Source organism: Celeribacter baekdonensis (assembly GCF_900102315.1).
In the GTDB taxonomy this organism is placed as follows: Bacteria; Pseudomonadota; Alphaproteobacteria; order Rhodobacterales; family Rhodobacteraceae; genus Celeribacter; species Celeribacter baekdonensis.
Genome location: NZ_FNBL01000017.1, coordinates 71,519 through 96,163, shown reverse-complemented (window position 1 = coordinate 96,163; position 24,645 = coordinate 71,519). Strand labels below are relative to the sequence as shown.

The following is a 24,645-nucleotide window of genomic DNA, read 5'->3' as shown; positions in this document are numbered from 1 at the left end:
GACAAAAGCCGCTGAAGCCAGAAACCGTCGTACCCGGTCTCAAAGCAAACGACAGGTCGTTGATCCGCTCCGCAAAGCTCCGTCGCCGCCGCGACGGTCGCTCGAACCAGATCGATCAGTCCCGGCGTGTCAAACCCGTCCAAACGCACAGACTTGATCTTGGCCAAATGCGGCGCATCAAGCGCAACCAGCCATTTCGATTTGCTCAGATCAATGGCGACAAAGCAGGTCGCCGCAATAGATGGTGTCATCATCTTGGAAATCTCCTCTCTTTTGATTGTGCGCCAAACCTATCCGCTAAGCGCGACCTCCTGCATGGAAACTTCTATGAGGCAGATTCGGATTTCCGCTACGGGGCTGAGACCCCGGAAAATCCCGCTACCACCATGCGCGTGCTGACCATCATGCTGGCGCGCGACTGGTAGGGCAGGGGACACCCCCTCCTGACACCCCAGGCGATGAAGGCCCACTGTCCCCTCAAAGGGAGAGTGGGCCTTTTGTCGTGGTGATCCCTGAAGCCGGGGATTGGTCACGCCCGCGCGCGCGCGGGCCACACCTCACCCACCTGGAAGGATATCCCATGACCACAAGCTTTGCCCCTCTCACCGTCGCCATCGGCGATCTTGTCGCCCACCCCGCCAATGTGCGCAGCAACGCGCCGGAAACTTATGACCCCGAGAACATCGCCCATCTGAAGGCCAGCATCGCTGTGCTGGGCCTGCTCCAGCCGCTCCTGGTCCAGCAGCTTGACGGCAAATATGCTGTCCTCGCCGGTGGCCGACGTCATGCCGCGCTGAAGGAACTAGTCGCGGACAAGGCCGCCAAAGGGTTCACCGCGAAAACCAAGGTCGACTGTCGGCTTGTCCCTGACGACTGCGACGTCACCACTGCCCTGTCGCTCGCCGAGAACATCACCCAGGCGCCGATGAACGCCATCGACGAGTTCGAGGCTTTCGCCCGGATGATGGAAGTCGACGGCCAGACGCCCGAGACGATCGCCAAGACCTTCGGCACCACGGTGGCGGCCGTGAAAGGCCGGTTGCGCTACGGTCTGATCCACCCCGAGATCCGCGCTGCGGCCCGGGCTAAGACCATCACGCTCGACACGATGAAGGCCTTTGCGGAGCATCCGAGCCAGGAGGTGCAGCGCGAGGTCTTCGAGGCGCTCACCAAGGAAGATAGCTACCTGCAGGCCTATACAGTCCGCCAGGCGCTCAAGTCCCGCGGCGTCCAGGTCAGCGACGATATCGGGGCCTTCGTGCGCGAGGACTATGAGGCCCGCGGCGGCGCCGTCGCGGCTGACCTTCTGGAAGAGCATTCCGTGCTGGAGGATGCAGCGCTGGTCGAAACCATCCTGCTCGAGAAGCTCGGTGCCGCCGCCGAAGAGGCCCGCATAAAGCTGGGCTTTGCCTGGGCCGATGCGATGGTCCGCTATGATTACGCGACCATGGCCGACTACGGCCGCGTTTATCCCGGCCCGATCGAGCCTGATGAGGCTGCGCAAAAGCGCGTGGATGAAATCACCGCCGAGCTTGAGAAATTGCAGCTTGAGATGGAGGATGAGGGGCTCGAGGACGGTGCCTACAATGCCCTTTACGAGCGCGTGGACGCTCTGGAAGAGGAAGCCCGCGACCTGCAGGAGGCCTACAGCGCCGAGGACCTCGCGCGGTCTGGGGTGATCGCGTCCTGGTCGGGCGGGCAGGTGACCCTCCATGTTGGCCTCGTCCGCCCGGAAGACACCGTCAAAGAGGAAGGCGCGCGCGGTTCCTCGGCCAACCCGATGGGGGAGGAGGCCCCGGACGCCGGCGAAATCACCTACCCGGCCTCGCTGGCTGAGGACCTCAAGACCGAGCGGGCCATGGCCCTTGGCGCCGCGATGGCGCTGCATCCGGAGGCCACTCTCGATCTGACGCTCTTCAAGCTGGTCAGTGACGTTCTGGCCAGCGGCATGAGTGTCACGCAGGCGATCAAGATCGATGCCCGCAAGGAATACCGCAGCCATGCCAAGATGGACGAGATCGACGAGACCTCGCTCGAGCAGGTGGCGGCGGCGCATGATGCGCTTGATCTCTCCTGGCTCGATGACACCCGCGCGCCCGCCGATCAGTTCGCGGCGTTTCGCGCGCTGGAGGCCGGCGAGAAGGCCAAGCTCGTGGCCTATGCCACGGCCAGCACCACGCAGTCCTGCTTCGCGCGGGACCGCCAGCGCGACAGCCTGATGCATGCGTTCGAGATCGAGATCATGCCCGACATCCGCGCCCACTGGACGCCGAATGCGGCGCTCTTCAACCGCTTCAAGAAGGCTTGGCTCCTGAAGATCCTCGGCGAGGATCTGGGATTGGCCCAGGAGGCGGTGACGCTGGCCTCGTCGAGCAAGAAGGAGATCGTCGCTTTCTGCGACAAGCTCTTTGCTGAACCCTTCGCCACACTGACGGACGCGCAGCGCGCTGCCGTCGCCGCCTGGTGCCCGCCGATGATGCAGACCGCCGGTGTCGCCTTTGATGAGGCGGAGCCCACTGCGGAAAATCCCGAGCCTGACAGCGAGGTCGCGCAAGCGGCCTGAGTCCTCACGCGACCCGCGCGAGGCATTCCCTGCGCGGGTCGACGCTCCCACACCCAACCGAAAGACATCCCCATGGCTATTCTCAAGTTCTCTGCGTCCGCTGTGGCGGCGCAGATCGCCCATGCGCGCGCCTGCCAGACCTTCCTGCCCAACTGGAACGGACCCGTGGACAGGCCCGCTCTGATCCTCATCGTCGGCAATGGTGTGCATCTGCGCTCGAACGGTATCGACGGAACGACCACCCGTATTGTCACCACCGAACAGGCCGATCCCTCCTTCGCCTTTGCCGACGGCATGAACCCGTTTCGGGACACCGACTGGATGGCGCAGCGCCGCATGGCGTTTCGCGATCTGACCGGCCAGTTCTACACCGACATCCTGGATGACGTGCAGGTGCTCATCGACCGGGGGCGGGGGGCGATCCGGCTCGCCACCGATGGCCACTGCATCCGTGTCTTCGTGCGCCGGGCCTCGGATTATCTCATCGGCGGGACCTACGAAGTGCCCTCGGGCCTCGGCGGCACCTTCCGGGTCATTCTCAAGGATGCCTGCGACACCTTCGCGATCGTGCAGAACTGCGGCAATTGCGAGGATTTCGACGCCATGCAGCCCTACCGCGTGCCGCTCGATGCGCTGATGGAACTCGATGACCGGAGGGTGGCGTAATGGGATGGCTCTTCTACACCGACGGCCGCGTCCAGACCTACGCGGATGAGAAAGCGGAGATTGCTCGGCTGTGCACCTTCGAGGGCGACAGGCGCAAGACGGAACTGGTCAAAGCCTGCAAGGTGGGTTCGACTTGGTACGCGGCGGCAAAGGTCACAAGTATCGATGGCTCGCCGGTCGAGGACACGACCTATTTGACCGATGCGGATGGCTCGATCACGTTCGGGGCTGTCTTCCTCACCCGATACGATGACGGCTGCTGGGGCTACAAGGATATGGAGGAAAGCGCTGGCCCGAACGAGTCGCGTGCCCCCCTTGGGTTGATCGAGCGCCTCTCCGACCTGAAAGACGAAGGCAGCTACGCCCAGGACTGGCGTCAGCGCTGCCGGGATTGGGCGTCGATCCCGGACTACGAGGAAGGCGACAAGATCAGGCTCGCGGCCCCTGTGACGCTCACCGATGGCAGCACCTGCCAGATTGTCACCGCGACGTACTACAAGCGGGGGCGGCAAAAACGCCGCTGCTACCGCATCGAGGAAACCGGTGGGCTCGTGCGCCTGTCGAAGGCCTCGCTTGCGGGCTCGGAGCTGCTCAGCTCCGCAAAAGGCGATGCCAGCCCAGTGCTGGCGGAGTTCCTGGCGGGGCGGGACGCTTAGGGGCGCACAGCGAGTAGTGCGCGCACCGTCTCGATTTCCAGCACCCAGTTGCTGGTCGTTTCGTTGCGCCATCTTATGCAGCGGATGATCCGATCAAAATCATCCTGAAGGGCGCGCGGAAAAACAGGCTCATGGTGTGCGATTCTGTTGCGGAGCCTCCTCACGGCTTCAATGTCAGACCTTAATTCAGATCGGCGCTGGCTGGCAGCGACACCACGAGGCGCGTCCGGAAACACTGCGTAGAAATGATCGTCCCACAGTCTGCCTTGGTGCCTGTTTGTCAGCATCTTCTCCCAAAACACGAACTTCAGTTCGGCGACGACCTTTCCGGCAGTGGGTTGCTGTGCTGCGCAACCTTCGAGGTCTCGTTTGGGGCTGTATGCCGGACCGCGCGGGTTCGGTAACGAACGGATGAAGCCTTGTGTCCAAGGCCATGTTCCTCCATGGACAGCTTCGATTGCTTCCACGATCGCGTTTCGCAGCGCAACTTCCAAAACATGGAGTGGAACCATGAACGCGGCTGATACTTGAAGATTCCAGTGGTATAGGTGGAGAGCTCGCGTCCTATCATTGCCGGTTTCGCGCAGATAGGTCGCAAACCTAGGTGCGGATAGGACGTTCGGAAGGTGGTGTTCTTCATCAGCCGTGAACGGTGGATACATTGACAGTAAAGACTTTCGGTGCCATATAGGGCGTGAGCTTTGAGACTGCGGGCACTATGCCTCCCCTCATTGCACAAAGAAAGCAAAAGCCCGTCGCATTGCGGCGGGTTTTTCAGTTTTCTAATCTAACTCCGAAAAACCGTTTGATTGGCCGGTCGGCGATTGGATGCCTCTTGGTCTGAGCTCATCACCCTGAAAAGCGAAAGCGGGCTTTTTGTCCTTTGGAACTCAGACCCTGATCCAAAGGAATTTCCCATGTCCAAGCCTTTCTCAACGCTCCCCAATCCTGTTGAATCCGACGCTAACCTCACCTCTGCCCTCGAGCAGATCGGCGCGGAGGTCGACAACCAGCCCCTGCGCAGTTCAGCGCTCGCGCGTATCATGCGCGAGACGTTCCATGGCAGCGATGCCGGCGGTGCCTGGGACTGGCGCATGGCCTATGACCTGATGCAGGCCGCGGCTGTTCAGGTGCTGCTGCGTGGGGAAGGTGCTTCAGGTGACATCGCCGCTGCAAGGCTGCTTGCCTCGCGGCTGCTGACGGAAACGCGCCGGTCAGAGCAGCAGATCCGGCTGCAGCAGTTTTCCACGCCGCTGACTTTCGCGGCGCTTGTCTTCCGGGCCGCGGCGATCCGCAAGGGCGAGACCGTGCTGGAGCCCTCGGCTGGCACCGGTGCCCTGGCTGCTTTCGCCGCCCGGGCCGGTGCCACGCTTTTGCTCAATGAAATCGACCCCTTTCGCCAGCGCCTCCTGCGCGCGGTTTTCGGCGGCGAGGTCACAGGCCATGACGGCGAGCATATCGATGATCTGCTGCAGACGCCCGTTCTGCCCGACGTCGTGGTGATGAATCCGCCCTTCGCCTCCTCGGTCGATCGCTCACGAGACAAGCACATCGCCGCCAAACATCTTATCGCGGCTGCAAAGCGTCTGGCACCCGGCGGGCGGCTGGTGGCGATCATGCCGCCGGGATTCACGCCCGAACGCGATGCCGCGCATTGGTCACGCGCCTGCGGTCTCCTGACGCCGCGCTTGGCACTCACGATGCCGGGGCAGGTCTACCGCAAGCTCGGCACCTCTGTCGAAACCCAGCTGATGGTCTTCGACAAGGTGCAGGAGGACGGCGAAATGATCCGCGTTCCTGTGCGGGATCTGGATGAAGCCTTGGCATATGTCGACGCCGTGGCCGCAACCCGGCCCGAGATGCGCCACGTACAACAGGCTGCGGCGATCCCTCATGCTCAGCCGACCGTTCCATCATCTGCCCCGCGCAACCGCCGCGCTGCGCCTGTTGCCGCCTCCAAACCCCGGGCCAATGCCGTCCGCCGGCTCACTTTCAAGAGCCTTGAGACTCCGCGCGACAACACGCCCATCTCGGATATCTATGCGCGCTACCGCCCACAGCGGATCGAGATCGCGGGTGCGCAGGAACATCCCACGCCGCTCGTTGAAAGCATCGCCATGGCCTCGGTTGCCCCGCCGATGCCCTCAAATACGGGCCGTGATGACCTGCGCCTGCCCGCACGGTTGGTCGAGGAGGGAGATCTCTCCGAGGCGCAGCTGGAAACCATCATCATGGCGCATGATGCCCATGGGCGTGATCTGCCCGGTCGGTTTACCATCGATGACGACCAGACCAAGCTGACGCGCGCCGATGATGACTCGGATGCACGTGCCTATCGCCTTGGCTATTTCCTCGGCGACGGCACCGGTTGCGGCAAGGGCCGCGAATGCGCGGGGCTCATTCTCGTGAACTGGCTTTCCGGGCGCAGGAAGGCGATCTGGGTCTCCAAATCCGCCACGCTTATCGAGGACGCGATCCGCGACTGGACCGATCTCGGCGGCTCGCCTGCCGACATTCAGCCACTTTCCAAATGGAAACCGGATCAGCCCGTCCCGATGGGCGACGGAATCCTCTTCGTCACCTACGCCACGCTGCGGTCTGCGGGCAAATGCGGTACCACGCGACTGAGCCAGGTTCTCGACTGGATGGGTGAAGACTTCGAAGGCGTCCTCGCTTTTGATGAGGCCCATGCCATGCAGAACGCGGCAGGGTCTGAGCAGGGCAGGGGGGTCAAACCCTCTCAGCAGGGCCTTGCTGGCCTGCGGCTGCAACTGGCAGCACCCCGCGCTCGCGTCTTCTATATCTCGGCCACGGGCGCCACGAGCGTGCACAACCTGGCCTATGCCGCGCGTCTCGGTCTCTGGGGACAAGGCCCCGAATACCCCTTCCCGAGCCGCGAGGGTTTCGTTTCTGCGATGGAAGCCGGCGGCGTGGCTGCCATGGAGGTGGTTGCCCGCGATCTCAAGACGCTCGGGCTCTACACGGCGCGTGCCCTCAGCTTCGACGGCGTGGAATATGACGTACTCGAACACGCGCTCACCCCGGCCCAGATCGAGATCTACGACGCCTATGCGGGTGCGTTTCGGACGATCCACCACAATCTCGAAGCGGCGCTGACTGCGACCGGCGTCAACGACGCCTCGGGCGAGACTAATGCCTCGGCTGCTCGCGCCTCGGCCAAGTCCCGCTTCGAGAGCACGAAGCAGCGCTTCTTCAACCATCTCCTGATGGGCATGAAAGCCCCGACCATCATCCGTGCGATCAAGGACGACCTGGCGGCAGGCAATGCTTGCGTCATCCAGGTTGTCTCGACAGGCGAGAGCCTGCTGAAGCGTCGGCTTGAGGCGATGGACCCGGAGGATGAACTCGTCGAGGGTGCCTTGACGCCGCGCGACTATGTTCTGGGCTACCTCGAACAGGCCTTCCCGATCCATGCGCAAAAGCTGGTCGAGATCGACGGCAATATGGTGGCGGAACCCTTGCGGGATGAGACCGGGGCGCTCGTTGTCTCGCGCGAGGCGCTCGCCCTGCGCGATGCGGCCATGATGGAGTTGATGACGCTGGCGCCGATCCCCTCGGCGCTCGATCAGATCCTCTGGGCTTTTGGCGACGAGGCCGTGGCCGAAGTGACCGGAAGGTCGATTCGACCTCTGAAGGCGGACGATGGCCACCTCTTCATCGAGAAGCGCGCCGCCAGTAGCAATTCATCCGAGACCCAAGCCTTCATGGACGGCGAAAAGGATATCCTGATCTTCTCCGATGCAGGCGGCACGGGCCGGTCCTATCACGCAGCCCAAACGGCGAAGAACCAGAGACGGCGGCGGCACTATCTTCTGGAGCCCGGCTGGCGCGCCGATGCGGCCATCCAGGGGCTGGGCCGCACGCATCGCTCTGCCCAGGTCAGCGCGCCTTTCTTCCGGGTCTGCACCTCGGATGTGCATGGCGAAAAGCGTTTCACCTCGACTATAGCCAAGCGCCTCGACCAGCTAGGGGCCTTGACCAAGGGTCAGCGCGAGACCGGCTCGCAAGGCATGTTCCGCGAGGAGGACAATCTCGAAAGCCCGATCGCGCGGGCCGCACTACGTGGGTATTTCGCCGATCTTGCCGCCGGGCGCGCTGAGGCGATGAGCTACGAGAGCTTCACCGACTGGACGGCCCTGCGGCTGATCGACAAGGACGGGGTGCTCCTTGAGGAGCTTCCCCCGATCCAGCGGTTTCTCAACCGGGTGCTTGCCCTTCCCATCCACATGCAGAACGCGCTCTTTGCCGAGTTCATGCGCCGGATTGCCGATCAGACTGAACGGGCGCGCGCGGCGGGCACGCTCGATCTCGGCGTGGAAACCCTGCGTGGCGAAAAGATCGAACAGGTCTCCACGGAGGATCTCTGGACCTGCCCGGCATCCGGCGCGGTTACGCGGATCATCGGACTTAAGGTGACGGACCCGGTCCACGTCCTTGGGGCCGAAAAGGCCATATCGCGCAATCCGGACAAGCTACCGATGGTCAACCGCGCCTCCGGTCGCGCGGCGCTCATCTCGGCGCGGCCAATGCAGATGTATGACGAGGATATCGTGACGCTGATGCGCAAGGTTGTGCGGCCAAACGGGTCGAGCTACCTGGAGGAGGCGCGGTTCACGTCTTCGGCCTGGGAAGACATCGAAAGGCCCGAGTTCGCAAAGCTTTGGGATGCCGAGGCTGCATCCCTGCCAAAAACCACCACAACCAAGCTCTACCTGCTGACCGGGCTCTTGTTGCCGATCTGGAAGGACATTCCGACCACCAATGAACGCATCTACCGGGTCACGCCTGACGGGGCGACGGCGATGATCGGGCGCACGCTGAGCGAGGAAGGGGCGGCAGCGCTGCGCGCCCGCTTCCTCGTCTCCAATCCGCAAACGCCGCAGGAGATGTTGACCGCCGCCCTCGGCACCACCGCACCTGTCGATCTGGGCCGGGGTCTCACCCTGACCCGTCGCCGGGTCGCAGGCGAGATGCGTCTCGAGCTGGGCGGTGCGGATCGGGGCATGATTGAAGGTCTCAAGGCCATGGGGTGTTTCACCGAGATCATTGCCTTCCAGCTACGGGTGTTCCTGCCGCATGGGGACGGGATCGACACGGGAAGCATTCTGGCCCGGATCGTGGGCCAGCGAGCCGCTAGAGCGGCAGAACAAGCCGCCTGAAAAGCCAAAGCAGGCTTTGGGTGGGGCGTCGCAGATCGGGATTTGTCCGGTCTGCGCGTTCCGGGCGCGCGGGCCAATGCCACGCCCGGCCCCCCAATTGCAGACAAGAGGACAGACCCATGACCAATCCCCAGATCGACTATGCCGCAATGGCGGCTCAGTGGCGTGCAGAGCGCGAAACCACCTTGAAGGCATCTCGAGTGGAACTGCTCGCGCAACTACGTGCGCTTGGCATCAGCGAGGTCGCTGCCGAATACGAAGGCTATGGCGACTCCGGCAATGTCGAGGATGTGACGGTGCAGCCTGCAGAGGTCCAACTGCCGGAGCCGCTTGCCACAGAGATTGGCGATTTCGCCTGGTCGCTCGCCTATCACCATCACCCGGGGTTCGAGAACAATGAGGGCGGCTACGGCACGCTGACCTGGGACATAGCACTAGACAGCATCATCCTCGATCACGCGGACGCTCAAGTCGAATGCTCGCACAGCTATGTCGAGGGTCTTTGAGATGGCCCATCCGCTTCATCATGCCGAAAGCTCCGCCCGAAAATTCGGCGGGGTGCCGTCTGACTATCAGGCTGTGCACAATTGGTTTGACGCCTCGAAAGAGCACCTCGCGCTCTTCACGCACCGAGCCTTTCGTCACCATGCCCAAGGCCTGTTTGAGGCCGAACGTGTCTTCGGCCTGACCCTGACCAATAGCGCGGGTCGGGACATTCCCGTGCGCTGGATCGGTGAGCAGCATGTCCGTGAAGATTGCCAAGGCCGCATCCCGAGCATGGCGGACTGGCTGCGACGGATCCAGCCCGAGCCATGGATGGCCAATGGCCATATCGACCGGCATGCCGGCGATGAGCCCTGGGGCGACCCAAGGGTTGCCTGGGCCTCCGAGGTCGCCGCCGGCAGAACGGTTCTTGGCCTGAAAGATTGGATGGCGGCGCGCGCGATGCAAGCCACGCAAAGCGCCTGACAGGTCTCGGTCGTTTGCCAAACGAATGCCGCACGGAAGCCCGGTCGGAAGATCGGGCTTCTTGCGTCGTTTCCCCACCATTCTTCTTGAGGAGGATCGCATGACACTCGAAGACATCATGGCGGCCGTCGATGCCGGCCAGACCGTGCATTGGGCCAATACCGGCTACGTTGTCCACAAGGACCGGCTCGGTCAGTACCTCATCACCTATCAGCCGAACGGTAGCTGCATCGGCCTGACCGACCGGAGCGGGCACCGGTTGAACGGAAAAGAGGCGGAGTTCTTCACCGCGCGATCGGAGGACGGCGCGGAAAATCCGGGCAGCCAATCAAGACCAAACGGGCAGGGGAGGGGCGTAGCACTAGGAGGCGCGGGGGCATTCCCACTCGGACGGCAGCTCTGACCCGTGGGCAGGGCTGAAAGGAAAGCAAGCTTTCTGATTTGTGATCCCTCAAGGGGTCGAGAAAGCAATCCCGGATGCGCTGGCAAGGACGTCAGACACCGGCCAATCCAAAAGGAACCAACCCATGTTCGCAGGAACCCTCACCCGCAATGTCGAGACCGCAGCCGCTCAGTACACCGGCATGATCCATTCGACACGTTTCGATATCGCCATCCAGCTTGAAAACCGCCCGAAGATGTCCGAACGCAGCCCGGATTACGACGTGACGGCAGTCAACAAATCAGGCCGCAAGGTGCGCATCGGCACGGCCTGGAACGAGACCGGCAATACCAGCGGCAATCCCTACATCTCGATGCAGATCGATGTCGGCTTGGGTCCGTTCCGGGTCAACGCGGTGCAGACGAAAGAGGCGCGCGCGGCCGAGAGCGGCGAATTCGAGATCATCCCGCTGGTCTCGAACGGCCTGGTGAAATCCGGCTCGATCTCGGGGGAGCTCACCGCCATGGACGCCGACAACGCCTTCACCGGCTACATCGCCAACATGATGTTCGATCTGGAGTTCATGCTGATCGAGAACAGCTACAAATCCGAGGAAACCCACCCCGATTACCGTATCGAGGTCAGCTCGCCCCGGGGCACACCGATCCGCGTCGGCTCGGCCTGGATGGCGAAAAGCAGCCGCACGGGCAATGATTACCTGTCGCTGCTGATCAACACGCCCGATGGCGACCTGCGCGTGAACGCCGTGCAGAACGAAGAGCAGCGCGGCGGGCAGGCCTTCTCCATCATCCCGTTCATCGACAGCGGTGAGCAGCCGCAGGACGCAGGCACGGGGCTGTCGTTGGTCGCCTAATTGGCACGCGAGGGCGAGACGATCTGAACCCAAAGGGGAGCCGTGGGATCACGGTTCCCCTTTTTCCATGTTTGGCTGCATGACGGGCGCCATCTGCTTGCGATCTGCTGAATATGATATACGATAATATATTATCGAATGGACGAAGGTAGGCGCATGGTGGCGAGACTGGGAAAAGCTCCGTGGTTCGAGAGCTTTGATGTAGAAGCAGAGGTTGCAGAGCTTCTTGCTCATATCGAGCGTTGCACCGGATTTGCGCTGCTTGACCGCAAGCGTGATGTCATCATGATCCATGCAAGGGCAAAGCTCGACAGGACAAGGCAGGCATTTCTGGAGGCCAAGGCGGCGGGAAAGCCGGTGTCCACATCGCGGCGTGCGTATCTGACCGAAGTTCAGGACACGATCTTCATGGCGATCCCGGAGGAGAACCTCGCGCGGATGCCGCTGCGCGAGCAGGTTCTCAACGACCCGTCATTTTACGCGGATGCCATGCACCGCGCCGCTGCGATTAGCGAGGATGAGCTTTTCATGGCGCTGTCCTCTTCGCTGAAAGACATGACGGTCCAAGACGCCCGGGCCTTCGTCTCGAAGCTTTGGCACAACACGATCGATGACAATGCGCGCAAATACGCCGAAGCCCTGAAGCGTCCCGAGCGTGAACCGCAGCCCTTTCGCCCGGGGAACACCGTGTAAGATCCGAGCCATTCTCTTGGCTTGAGCCGTACCGAGGTTGGCCGCCTCAAACCCCCTTTCCTGGAGGTGGCATCCTGTGCAGCGCGCGAAAGCCGTTGCAGGTGCTGTGGTGACGTCTACTGTCGCCAACATGATGAACCGGGATCACATGCGCGCCTTCTTCCAGCGCGCCGCGGCGCTTGCCGCTTTTGTCGCACTGCTCTGGGCGGTCCAAGTCGTCAATTGGATCACCGGCTACTGCTTGAACCCGGCCTTCGGCCTGATCCCCCGGCACGTAAGCGGATTGGATGGTGTCATCGCCATGCCCCTCCTGCATGGAAGCTTCGGTCACCTGATGGCCAATACGCCGCCGCTGCTGGTGATGGGTGGGCTGCTGGTGGCCACGACCACGCGGGCCTTGCTGCCGGTGAACGCCGTGGTGATCGGCTTCGGCGGCGGACTCGTGTGGCTGTTCGGCGGCTCGGCGATCCATATCGGTGCGTCGGGGCTGGTCTTCGGCTGGTTTGGCTTCCTCGTCGCGCGCGGTCTTTTGGATCGCTCGCTGATCACCCTGGGCGCGGCACTGGTGGTCGGTGTCCTCTATAGCTCCATTCTCTGGGGCGTTCTTCCGGGCCAATCCGGCGTCTCCTGGGAGGCGCATCTCTTCGGCGCCATCGCGGGCGCGGGCGCTGCGTTCCTAATCCGAACGCATGTACATGCGCCGCGCCTCGGCGGCGTCGATCTGGACTGAAGCCGTACGCTAGGCATTGAGCGGCCACTAATGAACTACCGGCGCGCTACGGTGAGGCTCCGGCGAAACGGTCGTTTATACTCTCAACGATGATGTGGACGCGGCATTGCCCAAGAAGGATGCCTCGCGTAGGCAAGAGCCTTGCGGAAAGAAAAATGCGTAATCGGGTGACAATCTCTTGAATCCGTCATAAAAGTACGAAATCGGTCGAGGACCGGACTGGAGAAATTTGTGCGCAGCGAGCTGATCGTCGAACTTGTAAAGGCCGGAGTTTCCGGTAACCAGGATGCCGTCCGGGTTACCGCCGAAGCCATTGCGGCTGAGGAGCGCGCGAAGAAACACACTGGCGTCGCTGATCGTATTGCCAAAGCGGTTTCTGCTGCGCCTGTCTCCAACATTCCTGGACGCCCGGCCAACGGCAGCCCAAGAGTTCGAGATGGCTCGGGCGGAATTGATCGCCGCCATCCAGAGCGAGCGTTGTCTCAGCTCTATCTGACCCAAGCAAACCGAAATGCGTGCCTTGAACTGATCGAAGAGCAGGCGCGCGCTGATGTACTAAGGGCACATGGATTTGAACCCCGGCATCGGCTGCTGCTTGTTGGTCCGCCCGGCAACGGCAAAACGTCGTTGGCGGAGGCCATAGCTTCTGAGCTTGCCTTGCCATTGTTCGTCGTTCGATATGACGCGGTCATCACCAGCTACCTCGGTGAAACCGCTCAAAGACTCCGGAGGCTTTTCGACTATGTCCGAACCGAACCCTGCGTCCTATTCTTTGACGAGTTTGACGCGATCGGCAAAGAACGAGGCGACTTGCACGAAACCGGTGAAATAAAGAGACTGGTCACTTCGCTGTTGCTGCAGCTTGACGATCTCCCATCCTACTGCGTTCTGGTTGGAGCCACCAACCATCCCGAGCTACTGGATCGCGCGACTTGGCGCAGGTTCGAAATCCGTCTGACGCTTGATCGCCCAGATGATGAGCACATGACGACCTATTTTGCTGAGCGGCTTCGGGAATTCGATGGTCCGGCCGGATATACGCCGAAGCGTCTCAGAGAGGCGGTAGCGCCGCTCAGCTTTTCGGAAGCCGAGACCTTTTTCCATGATTTACATCGTCGCTGGGCTCTTGCGCAGGGACGCATAACATTGAGAACATTGATCAACGATCGAATACGTGCCTGGCACAACCATTCCGGCCGAGCACCAGAAAGTGATTCCCATGACCGAGCGACCGATCCTCCCCCTTCCGATTAGAGAGCGGCCGACACAGCGTATCAAAGGTTCTCCACCCAAAATGCCCCGTCCGCGGGGTGCCGCAGGTGGTCACACGGTTCAGGCTGAGCGCTTTGGACGAGAATTCTCACGCCTAGATCAAGCTTTTCAAGGCGAGGATGCCGCTGTCTCGCTTCGGGCGGATCCTGCCGGAATAGCGCCCGAGCGCGCGATGGTGTTTGTCTCTGCCGTTCCAATCGCAAATCTTATTCGGGTTGCGCGCGATGCAGGTATCGAAGTGCTTACGGAGGTCGACCTCGAAGACGATTACGCACTCCCTGGCGGGATGCCAATCGATGGAATCGAGTTCGCAAATCCAACTCTATATGCAACGATGCCCACTGAAGGCTCATTGCAGACCTTACGTCGGCTTTGGCGAACTTACAGGCGAGGTGAAGATCTTCCGGACGGTCAAACTCCTTGGCGTAATCTCTTCGACCTTTTGGCTGAACTCCGTCCTTGGGGACCAGCAGATCGTTTGACACTTGAGGCACGAGAGATCATTCGTGATCGCTTGCCCTTCGACGACGAAGTTGCCGTGAACCTCGAGCTCGAGATTTGGCCAACGCGCAGTGATGAGCGCCGAAATCAGTGGCGACGAGAGGCTCAAGCGCGGGTTGAAGCTTTCGGGGGCAACATAATTGCACGTAGCATAATCTCCGAAATCGATTTTGTTTACGACGCTCTACTGGCATCGATGCCCGCTGGTGCGGTCCGAGAGATGCTGGACAATCCAGCGGCGCCGGAAGGGCTGGCGACGTTGGACGGCCTGCAATTTATTTTACCTCAAACCATAGCCCAAACGATACCGGTTGAAGATGAAGCGGGGGACGCTGGGCCGGGGGATGATCCTGCAAGTCGGCGTGACGCTCAATTTGACCCCGAACTCCCAGCTCGCGCACTGCTGCTGGATGGCACTCCCATTGCGGCACATCCTGATCTGAACGATGGCGTATACATCGAGGATGTACACGATCTTGTGCGCCTGTCTCAGGTTCGGCAGCGTCGTCATGCTACCTCAATGTCATCGTTGATTCTTCGAGGCGATTTGAACGCTGATGGTGTACCAGTTTCCGACAGCAGACTTATTTCGATTCCCGTGCTTGTTGACAATGACAATACTGCGGTTTCTCCCGAAAGTCGCCTATTCGTCGACGTGATCCATACAGCGCTTGTTGCGGCGTTAGAGGGCCAAAACCCAATTGCTCCCGATGCTTTCGTCGTGAATCTCTCCATCGGCGTGATGAATGGGCATTTCACTGGCCGCTTGAGCGCCTTGGCCCGGTTGCTTGACTGGTGGGCATATCGAGCCGGCGTTCTTTTTGTCGTATCGGCTGGAAATGTTGGCGATGCTTTAACAGTCTCCGGGATCAACGCCACCGCATTTGAGGATGCGGCCATCGAGGCTCGTCAAGCGATGGTGGATGAAGCACGGCGAGCGCAACGGCATAGGCGAACTCTGCTATCTCCAGCAGAAGCCATGAACGTGCTTACGGTTGGTGCCGCTTCGACAAGCAGCGCCGCCAAGGGTTCTGGCATTCTGCCAGCTGGCGTACTTGCTGTTCATGACGCAGCATCGGTGGTTCCAGCGGTTTCGTCGGCGGCTGGTCCTGGAGCATATCGCGCCATCAAACCCGATGTAATAGCAGTCGGCGGCCGTCATGACGTCCGCGCTTCTTCCATAAGCGGAAATCTAAACCTTCGGGTAGCAAATGCCCTTCCTGCGTCCGGTCTCCTAGTCGCTGCGCCACCGCATTCGTCCGCAGTATCTGGCCGACGAGCATGGGCATGTGGCACAAGTTGTGCAGCTGCGCTCACTACCAGATCCATCTTGCAAGCAGCCGCTGCATTGACAGGGCCAGACGGCGCCTATGAAGGACAAGAACTCCCTCGACGCGACATGGCGCTTCTGACGCGAACCCTGACCGTCCACGGGGCTCGTTGGCCAGAAAGTGCAGCAGACCTTCGCAGCTCCCAAATGGCGTCAGGCAAGAATCATGAACATGCCGGTGCTGAGGTCCTGTCTGGATACGGTTATGGCCTTGTGAACGAGGACCTTATGAGCGAAGGGCCGCCGAAGGGAGCGACGTTGGTCGGCCTCGGCACAGTCCGCAAAGATGGTGCACGAGTCTTTGAAATGCCGTTGCCACAGTCATTGTCAAATGACCGGGTGCATAGATCGCTCCTCGTCACACTTGCTTGGTTTTCTCCTATAGATGTCGCGCGTGCAAGGTACAGGCTCGCACGCCTTGAGGCCGTTGCTGCTGATGAAGGGGACGAACCAGATAACGAATGGCGACTTAAGATGAAGGGTGACGTTCCGACGTCAAATGCTATTGCCAAAGGAACCGTTTGGTCCCGTCGGCTATCCCACGCGCGCGTCTTGACCCCCTCATTTGGCGGAGATGCGATCATACCAATCCGAGTACAATGCAGCGACTCTTCGGGTGGCGGCCTGAGCCCAGACGAAGACATCCGCTTCGCGATAGCTGTTACGCTGCAACTCGCGATTGATACCCGTTACGACATCCACACAGAAATCGAGAACCGCTTGAGGATACGGCAAACACAGTAGCTGTAGAGATATTTGGCGCAGCAAGATTGAAAAGATCACGACACTCACGTTTTTTAAGATGAACATCGGATATGACAAAGTGCTGCGACGGAAAAACCGCAGGTCCGATTCCCGCCCATCACGTCGAATGCTTGGGCAAGTAATCCGTGTAGTCTGCAGCGGCGTCGCCAGCGCATCAACCTTGGGCTAAGCCTTGCGGCCTCCCCAGCTCGGCTTCGCGTGTCGCAGGGGAGAACGGCCCTTCGGTCCGTCGCGCATTCGGCCATGCGGCCTCACCGCGGCGTCGCGCCTGGCATCCCGGTTTGCCCGCCTCGCGAGCACGTCCCTCCCCGGCCGCTCCGCCGGATTGCGCTCTGGTCTGTTTTGCGTGGCAAAACGATCCCGCCGCTCCATCCGTCTCCCGCGTCCGGTCGGGCCGTTTGCCTGCTCGTGTCGGGCAAACCTACCGTCAAAACACACACACACATGAGTGCGGAAGCATATCCTCCGGATGGCCCCCAAATCAGCCCGCGTCAAGGATCGCAAAACTTTTCGGTGAGGGCGAGGCTAGTGGCGCGGGGCGGTCCCGTGCGTGAGGACGCGCATGTGTCGAGTGTTGCGCGCAGAAAACTTTTGCGCCCGGCAAGCCGGCGGCTGCGCCGTCCCTGACCCGGGCAGATTCGGAAACCAGGCATTCGGCCATGCCCCCACACTCACGTGGTGGCCTAGGAACCAAACACTGGAGACCAGACATGGCTTACGACACCGCAAACACCTACGAGACGATCGAACTTTTCGGGCTGACCGAGAAGGACGCGCAGCTGCCGATCCCGGAAGATCACATCCTGACCGACCACATCATCCGCGAGAGCTTCGAGGCTTTGCTCGGGCAGTTGCGCGGGACCGGGCTTGAAGCGGAAATCGAACCGCTGGCCCATGGGCTCGCCACGATCCTGCAGCGCCGCAAGGTGGCGCTTGGCAAGGAGGTCGACCGCACCGCCGACAAGATCGGCGCGCTGGCAAAATCTCACGACGGATCGGAGATCGCCGAGACCGCGCTCGAAGAGGCGCAGGCGCGCTTTGTGCAATTGCGCGAGATTGTCGGCGCCATCGAGGTGATGAGCGAAGCAGCGGCGGAATGCTACGAGGTCGAGACGGGCCACGCCTTCATCCCGGCAGCCGGGTCGCGCGCAAGCGTCCGGGCGCAAGAGACCGGGGCGGTCTTCGAGGCGCGGCAGCTCCTCGAGCAGCACGACCGCGAGACTGCCGAGAAATCGAAAGTCGAGGGGGTTCCCCTGATCGTCTCAGGCGCCACCGACTGGACCGATGTCGATGTGATCTTCAACACGCTCGACAAGGTTCGCGAACGCATCAAGCAGAACCGCAACCAGGAGATCTTCCTCTGCCACAAGGGTGGCAAGCACGGGGCGGAGATGATTGCGGCTCGGTGGGCCCGGGCACGCGGGGTCGCGCAGGCGCGCTTCGATCCGCGCTGGTCCGCGCACGGGCGGGCGGCACCGTTCAAGTGCAACGATGAGATGCTGGACGACAAGTTCGCGGCGACGGGGGTTGTACTCTTCGGCGGCAACGGGGTCGCACTGAACCTCGGGCAGAAGGCGGAAGCGAAAGGCCTGACGGTCATGCGGGTTGCGGACCCGGCGAAGAAGGCGTCGCAGGATTGAAGAGAGGGGGCCGCGCTTGGCGCGGCCCTTTCGTCATGTCTCATGGCGCGTGCGATCGGTCATGCGTGATCGGCAGTCTGCAGCGGCCGGCACTGCCATCCCTCTACCCAGTCCGTCAGAGTGCGGCCCATCCGCATCGGTACGGGATGGGGATGGTGCGCACCTCACGCACATCGTCAGCAGCGCAAGACGCGAGGGGTCGAGACGTCGCACATGAGGCTGAAGACCTGCACGTCCCTCGGGGCGTGTTTCGGAACATCGCATCCACGCGGGCGGGCTCCGTCAGCACCCCGGCCAGGCTCGGCGGGACGCGGACGCGGATGGTGGCGGCTGCGTGATGGCAAGGGTCATCCGGATCACTCCTTTTTGCTCATAGATGTGGATCGCACGGGGTCGGCCCGTCCGTGCCCTCCGCTCCCGCTTCGGCAAGCACAAATACGGCTTCCACGGCTGGCCGCGGACCCTCCGCATTTGCGCTTGCGACCGGGCCTCTTGCCCCCGTGCTGGATGATCCCCATCGCAACAAGGAGTAACCCAAATGACCAACCACTACGTCGCCACCGTCCCCGTCAAGTTCACCGACACCGATGGCCAGGAGCGCACCCGTTTTCAGCGCGTGGGTGCGATGTTCCGCAACACCCGCAACGGGGACGGCTCGGAGTTCTTCAGCCTCAAGCTCGACTTCCCGGTCGCGGTCTCGGAGCTGGTGATGTTCCCACCGAGCGCGAAAGATCCCCAGGACTAAATCCTCTGACGAGGATGGGCCGCCCCAGCACGATCTTGGGGCGGCCCGATCCCTGTTCCAGGGATGCCGCGTCCGGCGGTCAGATCGCCCGAGGCGACTTCACGAAGCCGTCGGCCGCTGCGCGTTCAACAGACGCACTCCTCCCGAAATGATCAGGCCGCGACAGACCGGCCAGTCAGCCTCAAGGGGGCCATCCACAAAAACCTATCGGCCAGGGCCTCCCGGTTTTTGCGGCAGAGATTTGGCAAGCCAAATCTGGCCCTCCTTGACCCTGCCTGTCCGCCCTGTCGGTGGGGTTTGCGCCCGCCCGCGGTTCCGTCCGAACACATGCGCGTTCGGCCAGACCCTCGGGCGGGGCTGGCGGACGGGACCCCTAGGACAGGTGGGTCGCCCGGTGGTGAGGGCGGCAGAGCCGCGTCCCTGCGGGCCGCGGGGGAAGCGGACACCAAGGCTGCCTGAGCCTGAAGGCTACGTAAGTATATAATTGACAGAATGGTATATTATCGTAAGGTAGGGGCAGCCTTGGTGGAAGGTGGCAGGAAATAGGGGGTCTTTCTTCGCATGTCGCGCTCAAAACGTCTCACAGATGCGGACCGCATGGAGATCGTTCGCGAAGCTGCGGAAGGCATTTCCACTTCAGTGCTGGCGGAACGGTTTGGCGTGTCGGTGCGGGCGATTCAGTACACGCTCAAAGCTGATGCTGAGCGCCAGACGGATGCCGCAATTCCGGTCTTAGCGGTCAGTGTGAAGGTTACGGCTGCGGAGCTTGCGGCGCTCGACGAGGTGTTGGCCGAAGCCGGGTTCGAGAGCCGGGCCGAGGGGCTGCGGCGGCTCATTCAGGCGGCGGGTGGGGTGTTTGTTCCGGACGCGCAGATGGCGGCCGAGATGGCGCGCTACCGCGCCTCGCTGCACGAGGTCGGTAATGGGGTCGCGCAGATCGCCAAGCAGATGACGCAGGCCAACCGGCGGGGGCAGGCGGCCGTGGGCGGCACGAGTGCCGAGTTCACCGAATTGCGCCTTGCGCAGATGCGCGGGCTGGCGCGGTTCATCCTCGATTCTGCTGACGAGATCGATCTGCTTCTGCGCCGTCGTCGGGACGCAATGCAGCTGCAGGCCACAGCCGCGCTGAGGGAGTTTGCCCATGCGGCTGAATGATGCCGTCCATGCCGTCACAGGCGAGGTCTTCCGGGATGGCTGGAGCCGCGTCCGGGGCTCGATGCAGGGGCTGCACGCGGCCAAGCAGACCCAGCTCATGCGCGCGGCAGCCGGGCACCGTCCGGCGGTCTTCAAGGCGATCCGGGGCGGGGGTGCGCATACCAAATCGCAGCTCGCAAACCAGCTCGATTACCTCACCACCAAGTCCACCCATATCGTCGACTCGACCGGGTTTCTGGATGGCAAATCCAAGCTCGAGGCGGGTGACATCAAGGACCTGACCGCGCGCTTTGCCAAGCGGTGGGATGCGGGCTTCAAGCCCAAGCTGGGCCAGACGACCCATATGCTCATGTCCTTCCCCATCGGAACGCGAGGAGAGGATGTGCGCGACATCGCGACGGATGTGGCCGAGCGGTTCTTCCAGACCGATGCGGGGCATTTCGACTACATCATCGCGGTGCATGAGGACCGCGATCACCCCCATGCGCATCTGGTGCTGAACCGCCGCTCGCAGGAAGGCGAGTTCTTCTTTCTGGGGCGCAACCATCGCTTCAACTATGACGATTTCCGCCTCGCCATGGTCGAGGAGGCCGAGAAGTATGGTGTGCGCCTCGAGGCCACGCGCCGGGTGGATCGCGGGGTTGTACATTACCCAGCCCGGACCAGCGAGGTTTATGCCGCGAAAGAGGAGGGGCGCGCAACCCGCGAGCGGGAACGTGTAGGGGCCGACTTGACCCGGACGCTGGCAGAGATCGCCAACACCAGAACCGTCTACCATTCGCTTGCCGCAGAGGCCTCCCGGGAGGCCCGCGAGGATATTGCCGCGGCACTCTTCCGCGCGGGCGAGGTGCTGGCGCATGGCGGGCAGGTGGACCGAACAGGAGATGTGTATATGGCAGAGGATCAGAGTTTCGAGGATCTCAGAAGCCTCTATGCGGAGAAGCTTGCGCGGGTGCAGGGCATGATCGCCGAGAAGTCCGACGCGGAACGTCCCGTGCTGGAAAAACGTCTCATCGAGATCCAGACGCAGGTCCAGCACATGCAGCCTCTCGGTTTGCGATCATCCACGCTGTCAGAGACCCCCTCGGAGGGTGGGATCTATTCCGAGGCCAATATTAACGCCAGCCAGCGCGAGCGTCTGGCAGAGCCCGATCTGAGATCGCGCATTGAAGCGGCACTACGGGGCACGGGGATCAGCACATCCGAAGTGGTGGCCCGGATCGAGACCGGGGCCTCAAATGCAGCGCTCGAGCATCAATGGATCGCAGATGATCTCTCCAAAGTGGCCGAGGCGCGCGATCTGAACCTCGAACGCCGCGCTGATCTGGAACAGGCGCGCGACATTCTCAACGATGTGCATGTCGCGCTTGGTACGCTCTTGGAGCGGGAGACCGTGCTGCGCCGGGATGGTGTCATGGAAGCGGAACCGGTCAGCGAGCGGTTCCATTATCATGAGGGCGCGGTGCGGGAGATGGAAGGGACAATCCGTCAGGAGATGCGCGCAGACGGCCTGACTGCGCAGCAGATCGAGGACCGGGACTGGGAGGTTGTCTCACGGGCGGAGCGCCGGATCGAGACGGAGCAGCGCACGTATCTCGAAGCACACCGGGACCTGCTCGCACGCCCCGGCGATGTGATCGACCGGTCTGAACCCTACAGGGAGACCATCACCGATGCGGCCCGCGCCAGCGAGATCACCCGCGAGGTCGACCGGATCATGGAGGGACGCGACCTCCGCACGCCTGTTGCAGATGCTGTCACGGATGACTTACGAGCGCGCTATCCGGACATGCCGTCCCACCTCGCCCGTGGGCTCGGCGCGACCTATGCGGCCGTCGTCGAGATACGCGACACGGAGGTCATCAATCAGGTCCGCCGCGAAAACGAGTTGCGCGAGGGGCTTGGGTCTGGCACGCGCGACGCACTCCTCGCAGCCCGCGGTGAAACTGCACCGCAGTTTGACCGGTCCGACCGCCTCGCAGGCGAGATTGCGCGCGTCCTGGACCATGAGCGGGCGGGAGAGTTGTCCGCGCCCTTCGAGACCGAGGCGGAGCGGGACGCCTTCCGCGAGGAGATCGCGCGGGTGCTGGATGACCGCCAATTGGGCCGCCTCACATCCGGCGATGCCGATGCGCTGGAAAAGGTTCTCGAGGACCGCCTCGACCGGCTCTATGTCGCCAAGGTTTACCTGCAATCGGATGCCGCGACGGCCAACACGGAGGCCTTGCGCCAGGTGGTCGATGATCTTGCCGACACCGAATACGAAAAACACCGCACCACAGACGTGGATGGCGAGACCGAGCGGGGTCAGGTCCATTGAGCGCCTCCATGGGAAAAGCGCGGATCGCCACGGGCGTCCTGCTTGTGACGCTGGTGACCGCCGCCATGGGCTATACCATCGCCTCCGCGGTGCTGACCTACCAGGATATCGGCTTCGGGGCCGAGATCGACTTTGCCTATATCGCGCATAACTATCTGGCGATCCTCGATCGCCGCCCGGAGGACGCACAACTTATTCACCTGATCATCGGCAGCTTTGCCGCCGCCGGCCTGATGCTGAGCCTCGCCCTCTCGGGGTCCGCCCTGACACGCTTTGGCCAGACCCATTGGCAGACCGCGCGCGAGATGAAGGCCAATGGGTTCTTCGGGGCGCCCGGGACCGGGTTCATCCTCGGCAAACTTGGGCCGCCCGGCTCCCGCGCCAATTACATTTGCTCCAAGGTCTTCCCCCATGCGCTGATTGTGGCGCCCACGGGCCGCGGCAAGACCACGGGCTTCGTTATTCCGAACCTGCTGACCTGGCAAGGCTCTGCCGTGACGCTCGATGTGAAGGGCGAGTGCTTTGAGGCCACGGCCCGGCATCGCGCAGCCCAAGGCGACAAGGTCTATCGCTTTGCCCCCACCGATTGGGAGGGCAAGCGCACGCATCGTTACAACCCGCTCCTGCGCATCTATCAACTGAAAGATCCCGCGCGCCAGCAGATGGAATTGCAGCTTCTCGCGACGCTGTTCCTGCAGAGCGACAATGACCGGGTGCAGGGCCTCCTCAAGGGCGGCATCGATCTCTTCGTGGCAGCAGGCCTGCTGGCGTTCCAGCGCAAGCGCCCCACCTTGGGCGAGATCTACCGCATCGCGGCGTCGGGCGGGAACAAGCAGAAGGAATACTTCGCGCGCGGCCACGAGGTGGATAACCGGGCCGCCAAGCTGATCTTCACCCGGCTGGCCTCGACCAACAACGATACGCTGACCTCTTACGTCTCGCTCCTGATGACCTCGGGGCTGGACCAGTGGCAGAACCCGGCCATCGATGAGGCGACGGCGGTGTCGGACTTTGATTTCCGGACAATCCGCAAGAAGCCCTTTTCGGTCTATCTCGTGGTCCAGCCGCTGATGGTCAAACCCCTCGCGCCGCTGATCCGGCTGTTTTTCTCCGACCTGCTCTCGGCCATGCAGGAAAAGGATCCCGGGCCAGACGAGCCGTGGCCAGTGATGATCATGCTCGACGAGTTCAACCGTCTCGGCAAGATGCCCATCGTGGTCGAGAGCATCGAGACCCTGCGAACCTATCGCGGTCACCTTGCCGTGGTCACGCAGACGATCCCCGCCCTCGATGAAATCTACGGCGAGAACACTCGCCGCGCCCTGCAGGGCAACGCCGGCGTGAAACTCTACCTGACGCCCTCCGATGAAAAAACCGTCGAGGAGCTGAGTAAGGCCGTTGGCAAGACCACCAAGACTGTCGTCACGCGCTCCCAGTCCATCGGCAAGAACCCCTTCGAGGGCCGCAGCCAGTCGACCCGGACCGAAGAAAGCTCTTTGTTGCCCGAAGATGAGGCGCGCCGTCTGCCCCTCGACGAGATCGTCATGGTCATCGATGCCCAAATGCCGGTCCGCGCAAAACGGATCCAGTATTTTGACGATCGGCTGTTCAAGGCGATCCACGCGGCGCAATCAGGCGAGTTGCCGTTTCCGAAGCCGGGGGGAGGTGGGTCGCAGGGGAATCTCCCGCTGAGTGTGCGTGCCATGCCGATGACGCCGCCAGCAAACGGACCAAGTGGGTCTGAAACTGACGCGGTTGTGGAGAGCGCACGCCAAGATGCTGGCAGTCAAACGTCAGGGCAAACCGACGTCGCTTCAAAAAAGACCGCGCCTGTCGTTCAAGCTGTGATCGCTGAGGAACTGCGCCAGATGGAGATGGATTTCGAGAGTCAGGTCGTGGATGCTGAAGCTGCGATCGTCGTTGATGAGGCGCAGATGCGCTCCGCCGTCGATGGATTGGATGAAATGGAAGCGATGCTGCGGGAGGGGGATAGCTAAAAGCTGGTTGCTCGATAGCGTAGTGGGCATCGCCTGTCTGTCAGGGAGGTACGGAAAGCGAACCTTCGCTGCGCCCAGCCAATCAACAGCTTGAACGAATGAAAGCGGCCCTTGTTGGGGTTCCAGTGCTATCTGACTATTGTGGCTATGGATTCACTGCAGAAAGTACCATATATTGTGGGCGTAGTATCTGTCGGTGGAAGCATT

Annotated in this window: 18 protein-coding genes and 2 pseudogenes; 18 read left to right on the top strand and 2 right to left on the bottom strand. The window is 62.0% G+C overall.

The genetic code is table 11. The features are described from left to right. A pseudogene (locus tag BLT54_RS22685) lies at nt 1-254 on the bottom strand (hypothetical protein); the annotation flags it as partial. Between the two features lie 66 nt (nt 255-320). Between BLT54_RS22685 and BLT54_RS23070 the strand changes: the two are divergent. The 4 genes and pseudogenes from BLT54_RS23070 to BLT54_RS19770 form a co-directional block, all read left to right on the top strand. Then, nucleotides 321-425, top strand: a pseudogene (locus BLT54_RS23070) (DUF3768 domain-containing protein); the annotation flags it as partial. Between the two features lie 155 nt (nt 426-580). After that, complete coding sequence (locus BLT54_RS19780; protein ID WP_074647083.1) at nt 581-2,563, top strand: ParB/RepB/Spo0J family partition protein; 1,983 nt, start codon at nt 581-583, stop codon at nt 2,561-2,563. A gap of 72 nt (nt 2,564-2,635) precedes the next feature. Beyond that, nucleotides 2,636-3,229, top strand: coding sequence for a regulator (locus BLT54_RS19775; RefSeq protein ID WP_074647081.1), 594 nt, complete (start codon nt 2,636-2,638; stop codon nt 3,227-3,229). Then, on the top strand, nt 3,229-3,885 hold the full coding sequence (locus tag BLT54_RS19770) for a DUF6927 domain-containing protein (RefSeq protein WP_074647079.1): 657 nt from the start codon (nt 3,229-3,231) through the stop codon (nt 3,883-3,885). Before BLT54_RS19775 ends, BLT54_RS19770 begins: the two co-directional genes overlap by 1 nt. Here BLT54_RS19770 and BLT54_RS19765 read toward each other — a convergent pair. Continuing rightward, complete coding sequence (locus tag BLT54_RS19765; protein WP_223866110.1) at nt 3,882-4,397, bottom strand: hypothetical protein; 516 nt, start codon at nt 4,395-4,397, stop codon at nt 3,882-3,884. The two genes, BLT54_RS19770 and BLT54_RS19765, sit on opposite strands and share 4 nt — an antisense overlap. Before the next feature lie 405 nt (nt 4,398-4,802). On the opposite strand from BLT54_RS19765, the gene BLT54_RS19760 reads away from it, so the two are divergent. The 14 genes from BLT54_RS19760 (at nt 4,803) to BLT54_RS19690 (ending at nt 24,438) form a co-directional block, all read left to right on the top strand. Next, nucleotides 4,803-9,065, top strand: coding sequence for a strawberry notch family protein (locus BLT54_RS19760; protein WP_074647075.1), 4,263 nt, complete (start codon nt 4,803-4,805; stop codon nt 9,063-9,065). 119 nt (nt 9,066-9,184) lie between these two features. Further along, nucleotides 9,185-9,571: a DUF6878 family protein gene (locus tag BLT54_RS19755; protein WP_074647073.1), complete on the top strand. Its 387-nt coding sequence runs from the start codon at nt 9,185-9,187 to the stop codon at nt 9,569-9,571. Between the two features lies 1 nt (nt 9,572). Continuing rightward, nucleotides 9,573-10,034, top strand: coding sequence for a DUF6915 family protein (locus tag BLT54_RS19750; RefSeq protein ID WP_074647071.1), 462 nt, complete (start codon nt 9,573-9,575; stop codon nt 10,032-10,034). 100 nt (nt 10,035-10,134) lie between these two features. Continuing rightward, a complete protein-coding gene (locus BLT54_RS19745) occupies nt 10,135-10,437 on the top strand; it encodes a hypothetical protein (RefSeq protein WP_074647069.1) in 303 nt (100 codons plus the stop codon). Nucleotides 10,438-10,561: 124 nt separating this feature from the next. Further along, nucleotides 10,562-11,290 carry a DUF736 family protein gene (locus BLT54_RS19740; protein ID WP_074647067.1) on the top strand — a complete coding sequence of 243 codons (729 nt, stop codon included), beginning with the start codon at nt 10,562-10,564 and terminating at the stop codon, nt 11,288-11,290. Nucleotides 11,291-11,446: 156 nt separating this feature from the next. Next, on the top strand, nt 11,447-11,983 hold the full coding sequence (locus BLT54_RS19735; protein ID WP_236549672.1) for a hypothetical protein: 537 nt from the start codon (nt 11,447-11,449) through the stop codon (nt 11,981-11,983). 148 nt (nt 11,984-12,131) lie between these two features. Then, nucleotides 12,132-12,713, top strand: coding sequence for a rhomboid family intramembrane serine protease (locus BLT54_RS19730; protein WP_074647090.1), 582 nt, complete (start codon nt 12,132-12,134; stop codon nt 12,711-12,713). Between the two features lie 231 nt (nt 12,714-12,944). Continuing rightward, nucleotides 12,945-13,967: an AAA family ATPase gene (locus BLT54_RS19725; protein ID WP_074647065.1), complete on the top strand. Its 1,023-nt coding sequence runs from the start codon at nt 12,945-12,947 to the stop codon at nt 13,965-13,967. 190 nt (nt 13,968-14,157) lie between these two features. Further along, nucleotides 14,158-16,560 carry a S8 family serine peptidase gene (locus BLT54_RS19720; protein WP_176832929.1) on the top strand — a complete coding sequence of 801 codons (2,403 nt, stop codon included), beginning with the start codon at nt 14,158-14,160 and terminating at the stop codon, nt 16,558-16,560. A 731-nt stretch (nt 16,561-17,291) separates the two neighbouring features. Continuing rightward, complete coding sequence (locus tag BLT54_RS19715; RefSeq protein WP_074647061.1) at nt 17,292-18,221, top strand: DUF2493 domain-containing protein; 930 nt, start codon at nt 17,292-17,294, stop codon at nt 18,219-18,221. Between the two features lie 538 nt (nt 18,222-18,759). After that, nucleotides 18,760-18,966, top strand: coding sequence for a hypothetical protein (locus tag BLT54_RS19705; RefSeq protein WP_007120662.1), 207 nt, complete (start codon nt 18,760-18,762; stop codon nt 18,964-18,966). Between the two features lie 561 nt (nt 18,967-19,527). After that, the gene (locus BLT54_RS19700) at nt 19,528-20,121 is read left to right on the top strand and encodes a helix-turn-helix domain-containing protein (RefSeq protein ID WP_074647057.1); all 594 of its coding nucleotides are present in this window, start codon (nt 19,528-19,530) and stop codon (nt 20,119-20,121) included. Then, complete coding sequence (locus BLT54_RS19695) at nt 20,108-22,441, top strand: relaxase/mobilization nuclease domain-containing protein (RefSeq protein ID WP_074647054.1); 2,334 nt, start codon at nt 20,108-20,110, stop codon at nt 22,439-22,441. The genes BLT54_RS19700 and BLT54_RS19695 overlap by 14 nt, the downstream gene beginning before the upstream one ends. An 8-nt stretch (nt 22,442-22,449) precedes the next feature. After that, nucleotides 22,450-24,438, top strand: coding sequence for a type IV secretory system conjugative DNA transfer family protein (locus BLT54_RS19690; RefSeq protein ID WP_074647052.1), 1,989 nt, complete (start codon nt 22,450-22,452; stop codon nt 24,436-24,438). The last annotated feature ends 207 nt before the right edge of the window (nt 24,439-24,645 follow it).

Coding starts and splice junctions, on each gene's coding strand:
- BLT54_RS19780 (WP_074647083.1), top strand. CDS start 581: ATGACCACAAGCTTTGCCCCTCTCACCGTCGCCATCGGCGATCTTGTC.
- BLT54_RS19775 (WP_074647081.1), top strand. CDS start 2,636: ATGGCTATTCTCAAGTTCTCTGCGTCCGCTGTGGCGGCGCAGATCGCC.
- BLT54_RS19770 (WP_074647079.1), top strand. CDS start 3,229: ATGGGATGGCTCTTCTACACCGACGGCCGCGTCCAGACCTACGCGGAT.
- BLT54_RS19765 (WP_223866110.1), bottom strand. CDS start 4,397: ATGGTTCCACTCCATGTTTTGGAAGTTGCGCTGCGAAACGCGATCGTG.
- BLT54_RS19760 (WP_074647075.1), top strand. CDS start 4,803: ATGTCCAAGCCTTTCTCAACGCTCCCCAATCCTGTTGAATCCGACGCT.
- BLT54_RS19755 (WP_074647073.1), top strand. CDS start 9,185: ATGACCAATCCCCAGATCGACTATGCCGCAATGGCGGCTCAGTGGCGT.
- BLT54_RS19750 (WP_074647071.1), top strand. CDS start 9,573: ATGGCCCATCCGCTTCATCATGCCGAAAGCTCCGCCCGAAAATTCGGC.
- BLT54_RS19745 (WP_074647069.1), top strand. CDS start 10,135: ATGACACTCGAAGACATCATGGCGGCCGTCGATGCCGGCCAGACCGTG.
- BLT54_RS19740 (WP_074647067.1), top strand. CDS start 10,562: ATGTTCGCAGGAACCCTCACCCGCAATGTCGAGACCGCAGCCGCTCAG.
- BLT54_RS19735 (WP_236549672.1), top strand. CDS start 11,447: ATGGTGGCGAGACTGGGAAAAGCTCCGTGGTTCGAGAGCTTTGATGTA.
- BLT54_RS19730 (WP_074647090.1), top strand. CDS start 12,132: ATGCGCGCCTTCTTCCAGCGCGCCGCGGCGCTTGCCGCTTTTGTCGCA.
- BLT54_RS19720 (WP_176832929.1), top strand. CDS start 14,158: ATGGTGTTTGTCTCTGCCGTTCCAATCGCAAATCTTATTCGGGTTGCG.
- BLT54_RS19715 (WP_074647061.1), top strand. CDS start 17,292: ATGGCTTACGACACCGCAAACACCTACGAGACGATCGAACTTTTCGGG.
- BLT54_RS19705 (WP_007120662.1), top strand. CDS start 18,760: ATGACCAACCACTACGTCGCCACCGTCCCCGTCAAGTTCACCGACACC.
- BLT54_RS19700 (WP_074647057.1), top strand. CDS start 19,528: ATGTCGCGCTCAAAACGTCTCACAGATGCGGACCGCATGGAGATCGTT.
- BLT54_RS19695 (WP_074647054.1), top strand. CDS start 20,108: ATGCGGCTGAATGATGCCGTCCATGCCGTCACAGGCGAGGTCTTCCGG.
- BLT54_RS19690 (WP_074647052.1), top strand. CDS start 22,450: ATGGGAAAAGCGCGGATCGCCACGGGCGTCCTGCTTGTGACGCTGGTG.